General features: G+C 57.6%; 16 protein-coding genes and 1 pseudogene. 13 read left to right on the plus strand and 4 right to left on the minus strand.

What is annotated here, in order from left to right:
* Window positions 1-73: 73 nt before the first annotated feature.
* The 9 genes and pseudogenes from NQ519_RS12740 to NQ519_RS12780 all read left to right on the plus strand — a co-directional run bounded on the left by NQ519_RS12740 (window position 74) and on the right by NQ519_RS12780 (window position 7,771).
* A complete protein-coding gene (locus NQ519_RS12740) occupies window positions 74-2,089 on the plus strand; it encodes a DUF4906 domain-containing protein (protein ID WP_019150777.1) in 2,016 nt (671 codons plus the stop codon).
* 13 nt (window positions 2,090-2,102) lie between these two features.
* Window positions 2,103-2,657 carry a DUF3575 domain-containing protein gene (locus tag NQ519_RS12745; RefSeq protein WP_026076530.1) on the plus strand — a complete coding sequence of 185 codons (555 nt, stop codon included), beginning with the start codon at window positions 2,103-2,105 and terminating at the stop codon, window positions 2,655-2,657.
* Between the two features lie 5 nt (window positions 2,658-2,662).
* Window positions 2,663-4,318 carry an OmpA family protein gene (locus tag NQ519_RS12750; RefSeq protein WP_044118627.1) on the plus strand — a complete coding sequence of 552 codons (1,656 nt, stop codon included), beginning with the start codon at window positions 2,663-2,665 and terminating at the stop codon, window positions 4,316-4,318.
* Window positions 4,319-4,320: 2 nt separating this feature from the next.
* Complete coding sequence (locus tag NQ519_RS12755; protein WP_019150774.1) at window positions 4,321-5,211, plus strand: radical SAM family protein; 891 nt, start codon at window positions 4,321-4,323, stop codon at window positions 5,209-5,211.
* 11 nt (window positions 5,212-5,222) lie between these two features.
* Complete coding sequence (locus NQ519_RS12760) at window positions 5,223-5,420, plus strand: hypothetical protein (protein WP_019150773.1); 198 nt, start codon at window positions 5,223-5,225, stop codon at window positions 5,418-5,420.
* A gap of 6 nt (window positions 5,421-5,426) precedes the next feature.
* Window positions 5,427-6,677: a DUF6047 family protein gene (locus NQ519_RS12765; RefSeq protein ID WP_227901099.1), complete on the plus strand. Its 1,251-nt coding sequence runs from the start codon at window positions 5,427-5,429 to the stop codon at window positions 6,675-6,677.
* 122 nt (window positions 6,678-6,799) lie between these two features.
* Entirely contained in the window at window positions 6,800-7,159 is a 360-nt protein-coding gene (locus NQ519_RS12770; protein ID WP_019150771.1) for a hypothetical protein, read from the plus strand.
* Window positions 7,160-7,317: 158 nt separating this feature from the next.
* Window positions 7,318-7,467, plus strand: a pseudogene (locus tag NQ519_RS12775) (helix-turn-helix domain-containing protein); the annotation flags it as partial.
* A gap of 1 nt (window position 7,468) precedes the next feature.
* A complete protein-coding gene (locus tag NQ519_RS12780) occupies window positions 7,469-7,771 on the plus strand; it encodes a helix-turn-helix domain-containing protein (RefSeq protein WP_019150769.1) in 303 nt (100 codons plus the stop codon).
* Between the two features lie 42 nt (window positions 7,772-7,813).
* Here NQ519_RS12780 and NQ519_RS12785 read toward each other — a convergent pair whose 3' ends face one another.
* On the minus strand, window positions 7,814-9,076 hold the full coding sequence (locus NQ519_RS12785; protein ID WP_019150768.1) for a site-specific integrase: 1,263 nt from the start codon (window positions 9,074-9,076) through the stop codon (window positions 7,814-7,816).
* A 546-nt stretch (window positions 9,077-9,622) separates the two neighbouring features.
* Here NQ519_RS12785 and NQ519_RS12790 point away from each other — a divergent pair.
* Window positions 9,623-9,886 carry a hypothetical protein gene (locus NQ519_RS12790; RefSeq protein ID WP_019150767.1) on the plus strand — a complete coding sequence of 88 codons (264 nt, stop codon included), beginning with the start codon at window positions 9,623-9,625 and terminating at the stop codon, window positions 9,884-9,886.
* Window positions 9,887-10,233: 347 nt separating this feature from the next.
* Here the strand turns inward: NQ519_RS12790 and NQ519_RS12795 are convergent, their stop codons facing one another.
* Window positions 10,234-10,905: an XRE family transcriptional regulator gene (locus NQ519_RS12795; protein ID WP_019150766.1), complete on the minus strand. Its 672-nt coding sequence runs from the start codon at window positions 10,903-10,905 to the stop codon at window positions 10,234-10,236.
* Between the two features lie 141 nt (window positions 10,906-11,046).
* On the opposite strand from NQ519_RS12795, the gene NQ519_RS12800 reads away from it, so the two are divergent.
* The 3 genes from NQ519_RS12800 (at window position 11,047) to NQ519_RS12810 (ending at window position 14,438) form a co-directional block, all read left to right on the plus strand.
* Complete coding sequence (locus NQ519_RS12800) at window positions 11,047-11,334, plus strand: hypothetical protein (protein WP_019150765.1); 288 nt, start codon at window positions 11,047-11,049, stop codon at window positions 11,332-11,334.
* A 205-nt stretch (window positions 11,335-11,539) separates the two neighbouring features.
* On the plus strand, window positions 11,540-12,985 hold the full coding sequence (terL, locus tag NQ519_RS12805) for a phage terminase large subunit (RefSeq protein ID WP_019150764.1): 1,446 nt from the start codon (window positions 11,540-11,542) through the stop codon (window positions 12,983-12,985).
* Window positions 12,986-13,349: 364 nt separating this feature from the next.
* Window positions 13,350-14,438, plus strand: a complete 1,089-nt coding sequence (locus tag NQ519_RS12810; protein ID WP_026076526.1) for an NAD(P)H-dependent flavin oxidoreductase — start codon at window positions 13,350-13,352, stop codon at window positions 14,436-14,438.
* 74 nt (window positions 14,439-14,512) lie between these two features.
* Here NQ519_RS12810 and NQ519_RS12815 read toward each other — a convergent pair whose 3' ends face one another.
* Together NQ519_RS12815 and tsaD are read right to left on the minus strand one after the other, a co-directional pair.
* The gene (locus tag NQ519_RS12815) at window positions 14,513-14,791 is read right to left on the minus strand and encodes a helix-turn-helix domain-containing protein (protein WP_019150762.1); all 279 of its coding nucleotides are present in this window, start codon (window positions 14,789-14,791) and stop codon (window positions 14,513-14,515) included.
* Window positions 14,792-15,350: 559 nt separating this feature from the next.
* Complete coding sequence (tsaD, locus tag NQ519_RS12820) at window positions 15,351-16,373, minus strand: tRNA (adenosine(37)-N6)-threonylcarbamoyltransferase complex transferase subunit TsaD (protein ID WP_019150761.1); 1,023 nt, start codon at window positions 16,371-16,373, stop codon at window positions 15,351-15,353.
* Between the last annotated feature and the right edge of the window lie 17 nt (window positions 16,374-16,390).

A 16,390-nucleotide genomic window follows, 5' to 3' on the forward strand; every position in this document is an offset into this window, starting at 1 on the left:
TATCGCCGAGGACAGAACAGAATGTCCAAAACCCCGTGGAACCTTTGTCAGTCTGACGGTACGGCCCGAAAAGATGTCTTCCGTAACCCGCTCGGTGGATGAAACGACCATCCGGGACCTGAACTTCTACCTCTGCGACGACAACGGCGGGATCATCCTACACCGTTACCAGACCTCTGCGACACTGCGTTTCGAGTGCCTGCCGGGCAGCTACAGGATACGTATTGCCGCCAATATGGGACGCGACTTGGGTGAAAATCCGGCATCGGAAGATTTCACCGTGTCGCATGCCGACGAGTACGATGTATTGCCTATGGCCTATGAGGGCGATATAACGATAATTCCCTCGGCAGACGGGGCGCTGACGCTGCCTGCCGTCGAAGTCCAACGTTGCGTGGCGAAAATCTCCTATCACATTACCGTTGCTCCGGCCGTTGCCGACATCGAACTGCGTTCCGTGCAGCTTCTTTCCGTACCGCGTTCGGTATCCGTGTTCGATATGGCGGCTGCACCGTCGGATAATCCGGACGACTATACGGACTGCCCGGAAACTGAACTTTTGGGACAGCAGGCCGTAGGCGACTGTTATCTACTGCCGAACATGCAAGGTATTGTTGCCTTGATTACCGACCAGCGGCAGAAGAACCCGGAAAATGCTCCCGCGAATGCTTCGTATCTGCTGATCCGCGCTGTGCGCGGGTCGAAAGTATTGGCTTATTATATTTACCTCGGAGGAAACAACACCTCGGATTTCAATGTCCGGGCGAACGTACACTACCGGTTCAATATTTCGATCTTGGGCGACAACGAAGTCGATACCCGTATAAGCAGCTATGCCGTTAACGTGCACGATACCTACGAGGAAAATGCAATCGGCGGCTACTGTGTCTACAATCCGTCTCAGATGCTCGCCGTCGAGATCGACGGGAGTCCTGCGCCTTTGACGTTGCGGGGACATATCGATGTCATTCAGGGCGATGCCGGATCGTTCTGCCTGAACGGCTCTCCCATAGGCGATGGTTGCGAGCTTACGCTCACGGAGCAGCCCGGCCCCAATGTCTTCAGCGTGAACTACAAACCGGAGATTTATACGGCTGCGAACTCGCAGGTCGCCTGTACCGTCACGGTCGGGGACGATGCGGGATTCGCGCAGTCGTTCGACATCGGACACCGCTTCGCTAACCGCCTCGACGTGTATATTCACCCCGCGACGGCCGAAAACGGGAACGGTACGGCAGCTGTCGCCGGAGCATTGTATGACGCTGAAACTTCTTCCCTGACGCATGACCGGGTCGTCCTGTGCCATGAAAAGGGATGCACGCTGACTGCCGTCCCCGATGCCGGGTATCGTTTTGAAGGATGGTATGCCTCTTCGGATTACCGAACGCTGCTTTCGACATCGGCCTCGTATGCCTATGTTCCGACCTCGCCCGAAGCCGCGATCTTTCCGAAATTCAGAACCGATGTCCAGCCTCTCGAAGCCGAATTGACACCGCCGTCGGCTCTCGTGGTGGGAGTAAGCGCCCAATGTAACCTGACACTCTCCGGAACGGACAGTCCCGATCCCATGACGGCATTTCTTACCTGCTCCGATCCGCAGATTATGTTCACCTTTCCGAACGGAGAGCGGATAACAAGCGGATCGGCCGTATCGCTTCTTTCTGGGACGCACGGCATCTCTTTTACGCCTCGTGCTGCGGGCAGCCTGACGGTTACGCTGCGTGTAACGGACGGCTTCGGACAAAGCGTCGAGCGGTCGTTTACGCAGGAGGTGCGCTATCCGAAGTCTACGGCATTGCTGCGGACACAAGCCTCGGCATATCCATATTCGAATTCCCCGATGACGCTGACGGTCTCGTCCAAGGAGTATGAAGGAGATTATACCGTCAGTTGCACGGTTACCGGAGAGGAGTGTCAGGTGGTGTACAACGACAGCGTATTGCAGCCGGACGAATGTATCACTCTCCGGGCCGGAACGCATACATTTACCGCGACTTCCTACAGTTCCGGAAGATCGACATTTGTATTCACCGTCACCGACAGTTACGGGCAAAGTACGACGGCCCGAGGTTCGATCACATGGAAGTAAATGCTTTATCTCGATGTGCAAACCAAGAATCATTCTGTGCATGCTGCTGCTTGCGGCCTTGTGGGGTCTGCCCCGCAGGGCTGCGGCACAGATCTTCTCCGTCAGGGCCAACGCCCTTGCGGTGTGCAGTGCGACGCTGAACGTCGGGGCCGAAGCGGCCCTGACGGATAACTGGTCGCTGGAGCTGTCCGGCTACTGGAATCCGGTGAATACCGCATCCCTTTCGATGAACTTTCACGCTGTGCAGCTCGGCGGCCGCTACTGGTTTTACGAATCCTTCGTCGGGCATTTTCTCGGGCAGCACCTCACCTATGTCAGCTATGACCTCGGAAGCCGTACAAAACGCTATAAAGGTCATGCCTACGGTCTTGGTATCAGCTACGGATATGCGTGGATGCTCTCGAAACGCTGGAACGTGGCCTTAGAAGCCGGTGTCGGGCTGTACCACACCTGGGATACGCGCCGCGACCCGACCGTCTCGGACTGGGAGGATGAATACATCTACCACAACCGCCGCTGGACGCTGGCGCCATCTAAATTGGAGCTATCATTTTCCTACATTTTTTAACGATTATGAGAATACGGAAAATCCTATCAGCGGGAATTGTTTTCGGCATATTGTGGACAATGTTCGGCTGCTCGGTGGCTGGACGGCTTCAGCGGCATCGGACGACAGCCTCGCTCTCGCAGCTTACTCGCGCCGAACGGCAGCAGCGACAGCAGGACAGCCGCCCGCAAGTCGTCAGACTCCAACGCGACAGCGACACGTTCTATCTCGCGCCCGTAGATACGCTTGCCGACGGCGAGCGCGTCATGTCCGTTCAAATCGAACAGGTAACGGTCATCTCGCGCATGCGGTCGGTTCCCGAACGCAACGGGCACGTCGTACTGGATTTCATCGTGACGCTGCCCAAGCAGCTGTTAGGCCGGAGCCGCAGTGTCGTCATTACTCCCGTCCTGCACAAGCCCGACGAGTCCGTGCCGCTCGAAGACCTCGTGATCCGCGGCGGACGGTTTTCACTGCTGCAAGAACGCGACTACTGGCAATACGAAACCTATGTCGAACGGTTCCGCCCCGATACCGTGGGGCGCGAGGCGGCCTTCAACCGCTTCGTGAAGTTTCCCTATCCGGAGGACGTACGGCTCGACTCATTGGTCGAAGGACGAAGCTCCGTTACATACTATTACTCGCAGGAAGTGAAAACGGATGAGACCTCGAAAAAGATGCTGGTAACGCTTCGGGGGCAGGTCTTGGCTGTGGATGACAGCGCCTACCGTCTGCCGCCGTCCGATACGTTGAGCTATGTCGTATCCTCGATGCTCTCCTTCGTCGATACCTTGCCGCGTTACCGCATCAAGGTTATCGACAAGTTCATAACCGTCGAGGATCGCAACTACATTCAGTTCTTTGTGGGCGATACTCGCGTGGTCGATACGCTGGGCGACAACCAACGGCAGTTGGATAAAATTACCGACCTGATGCAGCAGATCGTCGAACAGCAGGAGTTTTACGTCGATACCATTACGCTGACGGCGGCATCGTCTCCGGAGGGTGATTATGCTTTCAACGACCGTCTTTCGCAGGGACGGGCGGAGGCTCTCAAACGCTACCTCGTCCGCCGATACGGCAGAAGCATCGACACGATGCTCATCGTACGGTGGGTAGCTGAAGACTGGGCGGAATTGACGAACCGCATCCGAACAGACCGGGAGGTCGTAAACCGTGACGCTGTTCTGGAGCTAATCGTCGCAGAGAAGAATCCCGACCGACGGGAACAGGCCATCCGGCAGCAGTTCCCGAAAGAGTATGCCTATATCCGCTCGGTGATCTACCCGCAGCTGCGGGCCGTGAACTTCCGCTACAACCTGCGCCGCAAAGGGATGGTCAAGGATACGATCCACACCACGGAACTGGATACGGCCTATGCCCGCGGGGTGGAGCTGTTGCAGAAACGCAAATACGCCAAAGCACTCTATATTCTGAACGATTACAACGACCGCAACACGGTCGTGGCCCATCTGTCGATGGATCACAACGAGCGGGCTTTGGAGCTGTTGGCCGCGATGCCGAAAGATGCCGTGACGGAGTACCTGCGGGCCATCGCCTGCTCGCGTCTGGGGCGCAAGGAAGAGGGCCGCTGCCATTTCCTCGAAGCATGCCGCTTGGACGGGCGTATGGAATATCGGGGCAATCTCGATCCGGAGATTGCTGAACTCTTAAAACAATAGCCATGCGGATCGGACTGGTGGATGTGGACGGGCACAACTTCCCGAACCTTGCGCTGATGAAACTTTCGGCATGGCACAAGTGCCGGGGCGATACGGTGAAGTTCGCCGATTCCGCAGCAGGTCGTTACGACAAGGTATATATGTCGAAGGTCTTTACCTTTTCTCGGGATTGTACGGATCATTACGACTGCGAGGTCGTGCGTGCCGGGACGGGTTACAGGGACTATGCGACGATTCTTCCCGAAGAGATCGAGCATATATGCCCGGATTACTCGCTTTATGGGGTCAAAGAAGCCTACGGGTTTCTGACGCGCGGATGCGTGAACCATTGCCCGTGGTGCGTCGTGCCCCATAAGGAAGGTGAAGTCCGGGCACATGCCGACATCGGGGAGTTTCTCGACGAACGCCGGAGCGCCGTGTTGCTCGACAACAATGTCTTGGCTTCGGCATGGGGACTTATGCAGATCGAGAAGATTGTCCGCATGGATATCCGGGTGGATTTCAACCAAGGACTCGATGCCCGGCGTATCGCCCGCACACCGGAGATCACCGCGCTGCTCGCACGGGTCAAATGGATACGTTTTCTGCGTATGGCCTACGACAGCCGCGTCATGCAGGATGACGTTCATAAAGCCATAGAACTCCTCTGTAAGCACGGCGTTCCGGCCCGGAAGCTCTTCTTCTATGTGCTGATAAGGGATGACACCGAAGATGCGCTTGGGCGTATCCGGGAGCTGAAAGCGTTGGGATGCCAGCCTTTCGCGCAGCCGTACCGGGATTTCGAACACGAGGGGAAACCCTCGCGGGAGCAATGGCGGCTGGCCTACTGGTGCAACCGCAAGCCGCTGTTTTACTCCGTGGATTATGAGGAATACCGAAAAAAACGAACTTAACAATCGAACTTATGAACAGACTGAAAATCAAATATGCCGTCGCGTACGGCTTTCTTGCAGCAACGGCGGTCGTGCTTATCGCATCGCTATTTGCGGGTTGCCATGTCTATGAACATGAGGAGGTGGAAATTATCCGCTGTCCGGTGATCGAAACCGATACCGTTTATATCCCGGACTGGGATAAACATAATACTGTTTTTGATTCTTAAAGAGCCATGTCACGAATTTCTGATTTTTTCAGCCGTTTGCTGGGCCGCAAGGTTCCAGCGAGTGTTTTCGTTACGATGAACCCGCAGATGCAGGCTGTGCGTATCGCCGTCCGAGAAAACGGACGTCAGTCTTTCGAAGACTACGTGCGGGAGCAGGTTGCCGCCTGCTCCCGTTCATCGGTCGTTCCCGACCACACGCTGCTGCATCTGACCTTTCCCGACAGCAAAGCGATTCCGTCGCGCCGAGGTACGACGAACGGATATTTTTACGGGAAGCTGGCTCCGGCTTTTATCCGGCAGGATATACACCCCGAACCGGCCGTTTCGCTCCGGGATGCGGCTTTCGCACTCTCGAAAGGTCTTTCGCCCCTCTCTCCGGCAGGGCGGCGGGAACAGCTGATGCGCGATCCCGAATACCGGAGATTTACGATGCATTGTGCCCGTACGACGCCCGACGATGCACCGCTCTATCGGGCTGTAACCTCTTCGCAGGGAACTTATCTCTTCAGCGATACGCCCAAGGGCCGGCGGGCCATGTACTGCTATATGCAATACATGACGGATCGCTTCTTCGGAATGCGGACTGATGCAGATACGCTGAAAATCTATGAATTGAAACATTTGCCGCCCCGAATCGCCGCGATGGCGGACAAGTGTATAGACAAATTCGTGAAAAGCGACCTGAAAAGCGAGTATCCGGGATTGGAGAAATCCCGGTACAGCTTTACCGAGGAGAAGCGGATTCCGACATCGGTACTTTCGGAAGGCGTATGTTCGGCAACATATTCCATATCGCCGTGCTACGAAGACTTCGAGAGGTTCGTTGCCGGGAACCGGACACAGATATCGTCAGGCAATCACGATCTCGCGACGCTGTTGTATATCGCGGAAAACGGGTATGCCGCATCTGTGGCCGACGACGGACTGCATCGTTTCGGACACCGGGAGTTCTTTTCCGAGGTGGCGTCGAAACTCCGGGATTGCGACCGGGCGCGTATGGGAAACCGGCAATCGACGCACGACTTCGGATACGGTGCCTTGCAGCAGCAGGCCCGTGAAATCGCAGCGGGTATTCTTCGCACGGAATACAACATTCAGAACGGGAGATTCCTGACGGAACACAAGGAGTCATCGCCGGATGTGAAACAGTATGTTTCCCTGCCCGGAACGGACATTGCAATCGAAAGGCGGGAAACGGAACGAAGGCTGCGGCATTCCTGTCCCGCCAGCGGCAAACGTGCCGCAATAAAAATGTAACGGATATGCGGGAAGACCGAATCAGAAGTATTTACCTGACGCTCGACTGAACGCTGCATGCCGTACGTTTCGCTGTCGGAACGAACGGCGAAGAGGGTTTCAGGCATCACATCTCCGAAGAGTTGAAAAAGACGACACCCGGACGGGCGCTTGAAAACCTGTTCTATCTGCAATACGATCTGCCTCCGGAAGCATCCTTCCATGCGACGACGGAAGAAACGAAGCGGCCCGATGAACTATATCTGCGGAAATTATTGCCGGAATTGACTCGTCTGAAGTTACAGCCCCGTCATGTCGTGGCGAATGACGAGGCGTATTATGCGGCGATGAAAGGCGTAATGCTCTTTACACCGGAAGCCGAAAAGCTGATGCTGACGGAGGATTACTTTTCGGCACGACGGCAAATCCGGCTGTGTGCACCGGATTTGAAACGACGAAATGAGGCAAAACGACCACCGAAGCCAGCACTCAAATTTTATTAAATACCGATTCATAAAACATTCGACTTATGGAAGTAACCATGATGGAACACGATGCCTATCTGGAACTGAGAAGGCGTCTGTGCGGCCTGTCGGTCGCCGTAACGGAATTATACCGTAAAGTAGCCCCGCCCACACGGGAGAAATGACTCAGCACGCAGGAAGTATGCGAGGCGCTGCACATTTCGCAGCGGGCTTTGCAGAATTACCGCGACCGGGGAATCATTCCGTATTCCACGATAGGTTCCAAATTCTATTACCGGGAGACCGACATCGAACGGGTCATCCGCGAAGCTCTGATCCGCAGATAGTATGTCGGACGTTATCACGAAGCGATCCGAAGAGTTCAAGGAACTGACGGATTGGATGGTGCAAACCACGCGCGAGATCGAAACGGCCATGAAACATTTGCGGCCGACGATCGGTCAGGAGCATTATCTGACCGGAGATGAGATTTGCAGACGCTTCCATGTGTGCAAACGGACGTTGCAGACCTTGCGGGATACGAAAGCGATTCCCTATACGACGCTCGGCGGGAAAATCCTCTATCCCGAATCCGGGATCTTCGAGGTGCTGAAGAAAAACTACCGCGACTTCCGGCACTGGAATAAGTAAACGAACGGCGACCAGATCAGTCTGGTCGCCGTTCGTTTAGGGTTAAGCCTCTTTGGAAAGCAGCCGGGTCGTAGGCTGTGTGAGTTCATACAGATTACCGATGCGCTGCGTAAGAAGACGTACGTCTTCCTTCATCTTGTTGGCGGTTAATTTGGCGTAGATCTGAGTCGTCGTAATCTGCTTATGTCCGAGCATTTCCGAAACGGTTTCGATAGGTACTCCTTTCTCCAATGTGACCGTCGTTCCGAACGTATGGCGTCCGATATGCGTCGATAGATTCTTGGTAATACCGCACTTTTGGGCAATGCGTTTTATTGTCGTACACATACTTTTTCGATCTTTCACGGGAAAGACCCGCGTTTCGTCGATTTTACCCGGATACCCCCTATATCGTTCGATAAGTTCCTGCGCAATGGGCAGCAACATGATGTGATAAGGCGTACCGGTCTTCTGACGGCGATTGTAGATATATTGTTCTCCCGTCGGAGTTGTTACGATATGATCGTAAGTCAGATTCTTCAGATCTATATAAGCCAGTCCGGTGAAACAACAGAAAATAAACATATCCCGCACGGCCCGCTGTCGGTGATAGCGTAACTCCACATTCATAAGCCGCTGTATTTCTTCGTCGGACAGGAACACGCGGGGCTTATAATCAGGAGCACATTTGAACGCCAGAAAGGGATGACGGTCTATCCAGCCTTGCTCAACGGATACATATAAAACACATTTCAATGTCTGGGTGCGATCGAAAGCCGTTGTCTTGCCGCAATGTCCGTCTGAGAGCATCCATGCGTAATATCTTTCGATGAACGTGACATCCAACTCCTTTAAGGTCACATCCTCCAGTTTTTTCAGAACCAGATACCGCATCAGGCAACAGCGTTCTCCCATCAGTTTATCGTAAGTACGCTGCGTTCTGTCGTGACCGATTCGTGCTTTGATGGTGTCCAAGTGGTAATCGAAAGCTGCAATAAGCGTTTTATATCGGTCGCCGAAACCGTGGTAAGCATTCTTGACCTTATTGGCCGTGACATACGCATCCCGGTCGCAGATCGACTGATAATGTTTAGTGATTTGAGCCTTGATGTTTTCAAGGGTCTGGTGAATTTCGCGCGAAAGCGTATTTCGTTGCGATTTCAAGTAATTGGTTTTCTCATCCCATAGCGCCGGGTCGATATTCAATTTGCAACTGAAACCGGCTTGCGTGCCATTGACCGTGATGCGGCCCATGACCGGAACTTTCCCGTCTTTCGAGATTTTATCCTTTTTCAGATAAAACAGAACTTTGAACGTGCTTTTCATAACTCAACAATTTTTAATGTGACAAAGGTATCGGTTGTTGAGTTCTCAAGAATTACGTATATTTGCGCAAGAAACTGTAATTCAGTCGTATATATGCTATTATAAAGTAATTCGACGGGGTTACGATTTGGTAACGCAACTCCCGTCGAATTCTGCTTTTCCAGGCTCTTCTGCCTGAAATCCGTGCAAAAGACAGATTTTATACATCTTGATTATCTGCGTTTTAACGTTTTTACCTCCCCGTTCTTAAAAAACACTCATCCGAAGTTGCGCACGATCGTTTTTTTTCATATCTTTGTTTCGTGTCCGCAATAGCGGGCCGCTTGACTACACTTGGAAATCTGGTAAATTAATCAGGGGGTCGAGCACATATTCCTGCTGTTACGGCGCGCCTGCGCCGGGACTGGCACGGGATATGATTCCTACGTCACAACGGCGCGGGCTATATGTGCTTATCCCCCTCAAGGCTTACCAGAGCCGCCAAGTTGGATAATGTAACAGTAGTTCGCGTTCGTTTTTCGGGCGCGCTGTAAAAAACGCCGTGCCATGAATTCTTTCACCCATCCCTGCCGTCCCCGCACCAATGACTTTCGCCGCGACGAAGAGCGTCTGCGCTTCGTGCTGCGCGCCTCGGGGCTTGCGGTCGGGGAGTTCGCCCGTGAAATCGGGCTTCCCGACAGCGAACTTCTCTACCGGATCAAGGCCGGCAAGGCCCCGCTCGAATCCGGGATCGCCGAACGCATCTGCCGTCGTTACCCCCAAATCGACTTCTGCTGGCTGCTGACCGGGGAGGTCCGCAAATCGCAATAGGGCGGCGGTCTTTTCCGGGCTGAATTGCCTCGCGTCGCATTCGTTTCGCGCCGCGTCGCCTTTTCCATGCGGATTGGCTGCGACTTTATTTGCCTCGCTTTGCTTCATTGCATTGCGCGCCGCGTCGGCGACTCCATCCCGGCGGCGGCAGTGAAAAATCGCGTCGAGTTGGCTCGCTCCGCTCCACATTCGTTTCGCACCGCGTCGCCTTTTCCATGCGGGCGGCGGCAAAAGAACGAACACCGCGGGCGGGACGACCGAAAAGCGGGAACATTGCCGTGCAAGCACGTATGTTCCCGCTTTTCAGCCGTGTGCCGATGGCACTTATTCGTTCTTTTGCTCGTACCTTACCTTATGGAATTCATCCTGATACTCGCCTTGACGAGCGCGATGGCGCGGATGCGCGAGATTTCCACGTCCTTGTCGGCGTGGTGCACGTTCTGACTCACGAGCTTCACGTAACCCTCGCGGTCGGATTTCTGAATGTATTTCACCGTCACGTACTCCTCGCCGTCGATGTCGATCGACAACAGGTACATGTCGCCCCAAAAGATGTCGTCGATGTCGTGCAGCTGCTTGTAGAGCACGATGTCGCCGCTCTTCAGCAGCGGGTACATCGAATCCCCGACGATGTAGATCGCCCCGTCGCATTTCGGGAGGTTGGGGATGTGGATGAAATTGACGGGTTTGGTCTGCGTCCGGTCGGAGAAGAGCGGCACCAGCCCCGCCGTGCCCTCGATCGAATAGAGCGGCACGCTCTGCAACGGCAGCGAATTGTCCGTGCGGTGCATGTAGGCCGTCAGGTCGGGTTCGGCGTTGAACATGTTGCCCTTGCCGGTTTCGAGCCAGTCGGGATTCACGTTCAATTCCTGAACCAGTATGTTGCGGTTGCGGGCCGAGAGCCCCGCCTTGCCGGTCTCGATCATCGAAAGCGCCGCTTTGCCGATGCCAAGCCGCTGTGCCAGCTGCTCTTGCGTCATGCCGAGCTGTTTGCGTATCAGTTTCACCCGTTCGTTCATGGCCGTCTTATCGGAATTTTTTATATCAAATATTTTAACTTTTCGATTGAAAATTCAAATATTGAACTTATCTTTGCGCTACAAAGTTAAACAATTTATTTCGATTTCTGCAAACATTTTCCAAAAAACTATTCATAATCAATGATCTATTCGGTATCAACGGAACTTTACCTTGAAGTGGCCGCGCGTCTGGCGGAGGCCATCGGCGGCGGAAGTTACTTTTCGGGTTCGCTCTCGTTTGCTTTCGGCGACACGGAATGCCGGCTGACGGCCTCGGTGATCGTCTACCGGCGGGTCGAGCGCCTGCCCGAAGGCGACCGGGACGTGATCGCCGACCTGGTGCCCGTGTGGTGGGAGTTCCACACCGCGGGCGACGGCGGCGAGGTCCTGAACGACTTCTCGTTCTCCGAACTGCGGGCGTGTCTCTGACGCTCCGCCCGCACCCCGGCCCCTCCCTTCCCGGCACGGCGCTGCCGCCGGGGTGCACCCTCAAAAAACCTGCCCGCCGCGGCGCCGCGCATGGGTTTTTCTTTCACGAATTATTTCACGCATGGTTAAAAAGACCGAACCGACCTCTGCGGGGCACTCCTCCGCAGAGGTTTTTATGACCTGCGGGACGGCGCCTCCAAAAGGTGTGCCGTATTCCGAAGGGCTGCCGACCGCTGCCGCGCCGCCCTCCTTCGCCGATTTCGCCCTCGGCGTCTATCCCTTTCTCGAACTGCAACCCTTCCACCGGACCTATTACCGCGTGCTGGAGGCTTTCGCCGCGGGGCGCATCCGGCGGCTGATCGTCACCATGCCGCCGCAGCACGGCAAGAGCGTCGGGGCCACGACGCTGCTCCCGGCCTACCTGCTGGGGCTGGACCCCGACCTGCGGGTCGCCGTCGCCTCCTACTCGGGGGCGCTGGCCTCGAAGTTCAACCGCCGCGTGCAGCGCATTCTCGAATCGCGGGAGTACGCCGCCTTTTTTCCCGGCACGGCCATCAAGCAGGGGGCGAAGCCCGCGGGCTACATCCGCACGGCCGACGAGGTCGAGATCATCGGCCGCCGGGGCGGACTGCTCTCCGTCGGGCGCGAAGGGTCGCTGACGGGCAACCGCGTGGACTGCTTCGTGCTGGACGACCTCTATAAGGATGCGCTCGAAGCCAATTCGCCGCTCGTCCGCGCCAACTGCTGGGAGTGGTACACCTCGGTGGTGAGGACCCGCATGCACAACGCCTCGCGCGAACTGATCGTCTTCACGCGCTGGCACGAGGAGGATTTGATCGGCACCCTCGCGGCCCGCGAGCCTGTCGAGGAGCTGCGCGAGTGGCCGCAGCTGGAGAGCCTGCCCGCCGACCGGTGGCTGCACCTCAATTTCGAGGCCCTGAAAAGCGGTCCGCCCACCGGCATCGACCCCCGGCAGCCCGGCGAAGCGTTGTGGGAGGAGCAGCACGGCGCGGCCCTGCTGGCGGCCAAACGGCGGCTGGACCCCCTGCAATTCGAGGCGATGTACCAGGGCCGCCCCTCGTCCCGCGAGGGACTTTTGTACGGGCTGAATTTCGCCGAGTACGACGATCTTCCCCGCGAGATCGTCCGCCGCGCCAACTACACCGACACGGCCGACACGGGCGACGACTACCTCTGCTCGATCTGCTACGCCGTCGATGCCGACGGGGTGATCTACGTCACCGATGCGGTCTACTCGCGCGAACCGATGGAGACGACCGAGCCGCTGGTGGGGGAGGCGTTAGTTCGCTCCGACACGCGGCAGGCGGCCGTCGAGAGCAACAACGGCGGCCGCGGATTCGCCCGGGCCGTGCAGGCGCTGGCTCCGGGCGTCCGGGTCGAGTGGTTCCACCAGAGCGCCAACAAGGAGGCCCGCATCCTCTCCAATTCGGCGACGGTCCTGCACCTCCTGCGGTGGCCCCGGGGGTGGAACCTCCGCTGGCCCGAGCTGTACGCCCATCTGACGACCTACCGGCGGAAATTCCGCGCCAACCGCTGGCACGACGCCGCCGACGTTGTGACGGGCATCATCGAGCGCGAAACCGCGGGCCGGGACCGCAAGCGGGTCCGGGGCGTGCGGTTCTGCCGGTGAGGGGCGGATGACGGGTGCCTGCCCGGACGGAGCGCGGCGGTTCTTTCCCGCCGTTTCCTCCCCGGCAGCCCCTCCCCGCTGTCCGGCGCCGCTTTCCGGGCGGTTCCTCCCCGCCGTTCCTCCCCGCCGTTCCTCCCCGCCGTTTCCTCCCCGCCGTTTCCTCCCCGCCGTTTCCTCCCCGCCGTTTCCTCCCCGCCGTTCCCTCTCCGCCGTTCCTCCCCGCCGTTCCCTTCCCGCTGTCCGGCGCCGCTTTTCGGGCGGGCAATGTGAAGCCTGCGTTAAATATGTTCCCGCGCGGAATCAAACGGCCCGATTTTCCGTACCTTCGTCGTGGTTATGTAACCGGATTTTGAAAATAAACAGCATGAAATCACTGAAAATCGGAAATTTGTGCGCCTCGATGCCCATCGTGCAGGGCGGCATGGGCGTAGGCGTGTCTCTCGCGGGCCTGGCTTCGGCCGTGGCCGATCAGGGCGGCGTCGGCATCATCTCGTCGGCCGGCCTCGGGGCGATCTATAACGACTACTCGAAAGACTACCGCGCGGCCTCGATCTGGGGGCTGAAAGAGGAGCTTCGCAAGGCCCGCGCAGCCACGCGCGGCATCATCGGCGTCAACGTCATGGTCGCCATGTCCAACTTCGCCGACATGGTGCGCACGGCCATCGCCGAGAAGGCCGACATCATCTTCTCGGGAGCCGGGCTCCCGCTCAACCTGCCGTCGTTCCTGACCGAGGGCGCGCGGACCAAGCTGGCCCCGATCGTTTCGTCGGCGCGCGCCGCGAAACTGCTGTGCCGGAAATGGTTCTCGGAGTACAGGTACGTTCCCGACGCCATCGTCGTCGAGGGTCCCAAGGCGGGCGGCCACCTGGGCTACAAGACCGAGCAGATCGCCGACGAGCACTATTCGCTGGAGACGCTCGTTCCGGAGATCGTCGCCGAGGTCCGGGCCTTCGAGCTCGAACACGACTGCCGCATTCCGGTGATCGCCGGCGGCGGCATCTACACGGGCGAGGACATCTACCGCATCATGGAGCTGGGCGCCGCGGGCGTCCAGATGGGCACGCGCTTCGTCACGACCGAGGAGTGCGACGCCGATCCGGCCTTCAAGCAGAGCTACATCGAAGCCCGCGAGGAGGACATCGAGATCATCCAGAGCCCTGTGGGCATGCCGGGGCGGGCCATCCGCAATTCGTTCCTCGACCGGGTGAAAGAGGGGCTGAAACGCCCGAAGAGCTGCCCGTTCGACTGCATCAAGACCTGCGACGTGACGCACAGCCCCTATTGCATCATGCTGGCGCTCTACAACGCCTTCCGGGGCAGGCTCCGCAACGGCTACGCCTTCTGCGGGGCGAACGCCTGGCGTGCCGAGAAGATCCAGTCGGTGCGGGAGCTGATGGCCTCGCTGCGCGCGGAATACGAAACTTTCGCCGCCGGCTTGAAAAACCGGTTCTGACCGACGCCGGTCCTATGCGAAACCCCTTCCGGACGTATGTTCGGAAGGGGTTTTCCGTGGCGGTCCGGGCGGTCCTATACCCAGCCGGAGTAGGGGGCGTAGAGGACGCCCGGGGAGTCGTCGATGCCGGTGAGCAGCCAGCCGATGCCGTATTGCGGAAAATGGGTGTGGATGCGCAGCGCCAGGTCGCGGCTGATGCCGTTGTGCCCGCGCTTGATCTGATAGAGATTTTCGCCCCGCGACAGTCCGATATGGCGGGCGAAAGCGTTGATCGTGAGTCCCGAATCGTCGATAATCTGCTGGAGGCGCTGCCAGTCTTCGAGGTTGCGTTCGCGGATGGATTCCTTTGTCATGGAGCCGAGTCGTTTTGGGGTCCCTTATCCGCGCCCGCCTGAGAGGCGGGTTTTAGGGGCGGAGGCGGGTTTCCGTGTTTCTGATCCATGTCCGCGCTCCCGGCGCACCACGCCGAAAAAACGCGGACTACTGTTGCATTATCCAACTTAGAGGTTCTGGTGGACCTTAGAGAAGACAAGCACATATAGCCCGCGCCGTTGTGACGTAGGAACATATCCCGTGCCAGTCCCGGCGCAGGCGCGCCGTAACAGCAGGATATGTGCTTGACCTCTCTAAAAATTTACCAGATTTCTAAGTTTGGTCAAGTTGGCCCGCTATTGCGGACGTAATGCAAATATAGATAAAAAAATCCGAATCCGATCGCTTCCGGACTTTTTGTGTAACGAAACGGCCTTTCTATGACTCTTCGGGACGTAAAAAACGCGGACTACTGCTACTTATCCGTCTGAAGGCTCTGGCAAGCCCTGCAAGAAATAAGCACATATAGCCCGCGCCATTGTGATATGGAGTCATGTTCCGATTCGGTTGCACCGGACTTCGTGCAACGAAACGGCCTTTCTACAACTCTTCGAGGCGCGCCACGGGCGAAACGTCGAGCGAGGCGAATTCCCCCTGCTTGTAACGGTAATAACCCGCCATAGCGATCATCGCGGCGTTGTCGGTCGTGAACTTGAATTCCGGCAGGAACGTCCGCCACCCCCGGCGGCGGCCCGTCTCGACGATGCCGTCGCGGAGCCCCGAATTGGCCGAGACGCCGCCCGCGATGGCGATGTCGCGGATGCCGGTCTCCTTCGAGGCGCGGACGAGCTTGTCGAGCAGGATTTCGACGATGGTGGATTGCAGCGACGCGCAGAGGTCCGCCTCGTGCTTCACGATGAAGTCGGGGTCGGCGGCCACGGCGTCGCGCAGCGTGTAGAGGAACGAGGTTTTCAGCCCCGAGAACGAATAGTCGTAACCCTCGACGCGGGGGCGTGCGAAACGGAACGCCTTCGGGTCGCCCTCCTTGGCCCGGCGGTCGATCACCGGACCGCCCGGATAGGGCAGCCCCATCACCTTGGCGCACTTGTCGAACGCTTCGCCCGCGGCGTCGTCGATCGTCGTGCCGATGATCTCCATCTCCAGCGGGGAGTCCACGCGCACGATCTGCGTGTGGCCGCCGCTGACCAGCAGGCACAGGAACGGGAAACCGGGGTGGGGCAGCGTGCGGTCCGGCAGGTCGATGAAGTGCGAGAGGATGTGGCCCTGGAGGTGGTTGACCTCGACCATCGGGATGTTGCGGGCGATCGAGAGGCCCTTGGTGAACGACACGCCCACGAGGAGCGAGCCGACCAGTCCGGGGCCGCGCGTGAAGGCGATGGCGTCGAGCTGCGAAGCGTCGATCCCGGCCTCCCGGAGCGCCGTGTCCACGACGGGGATGATGTTCTGCTGGTGGGCCCGTGAGGCCAGTTCGGGGATCACGCCGCCGTATTTGACGTGCACGGCCTGCGAGGCGATGACGTTCGACAGCAGCACGTTGCCGCGCAGCACCGCCGCAGAGGTGTCGTCGCACGAGGATTCGATGCCCAGAATTGTAATATCCATCGGGAATTATAATTGTT

The sequence above is a fragment of the Alistipes senegalensis JC50 genome (genome assembly GCF_025145645.1).
GTDB lineage: Bacteria > Bacteroidota > Bacteroidia > Bacteroidales > Rikenellaceae > Alistipes > Alistipes senegalensis.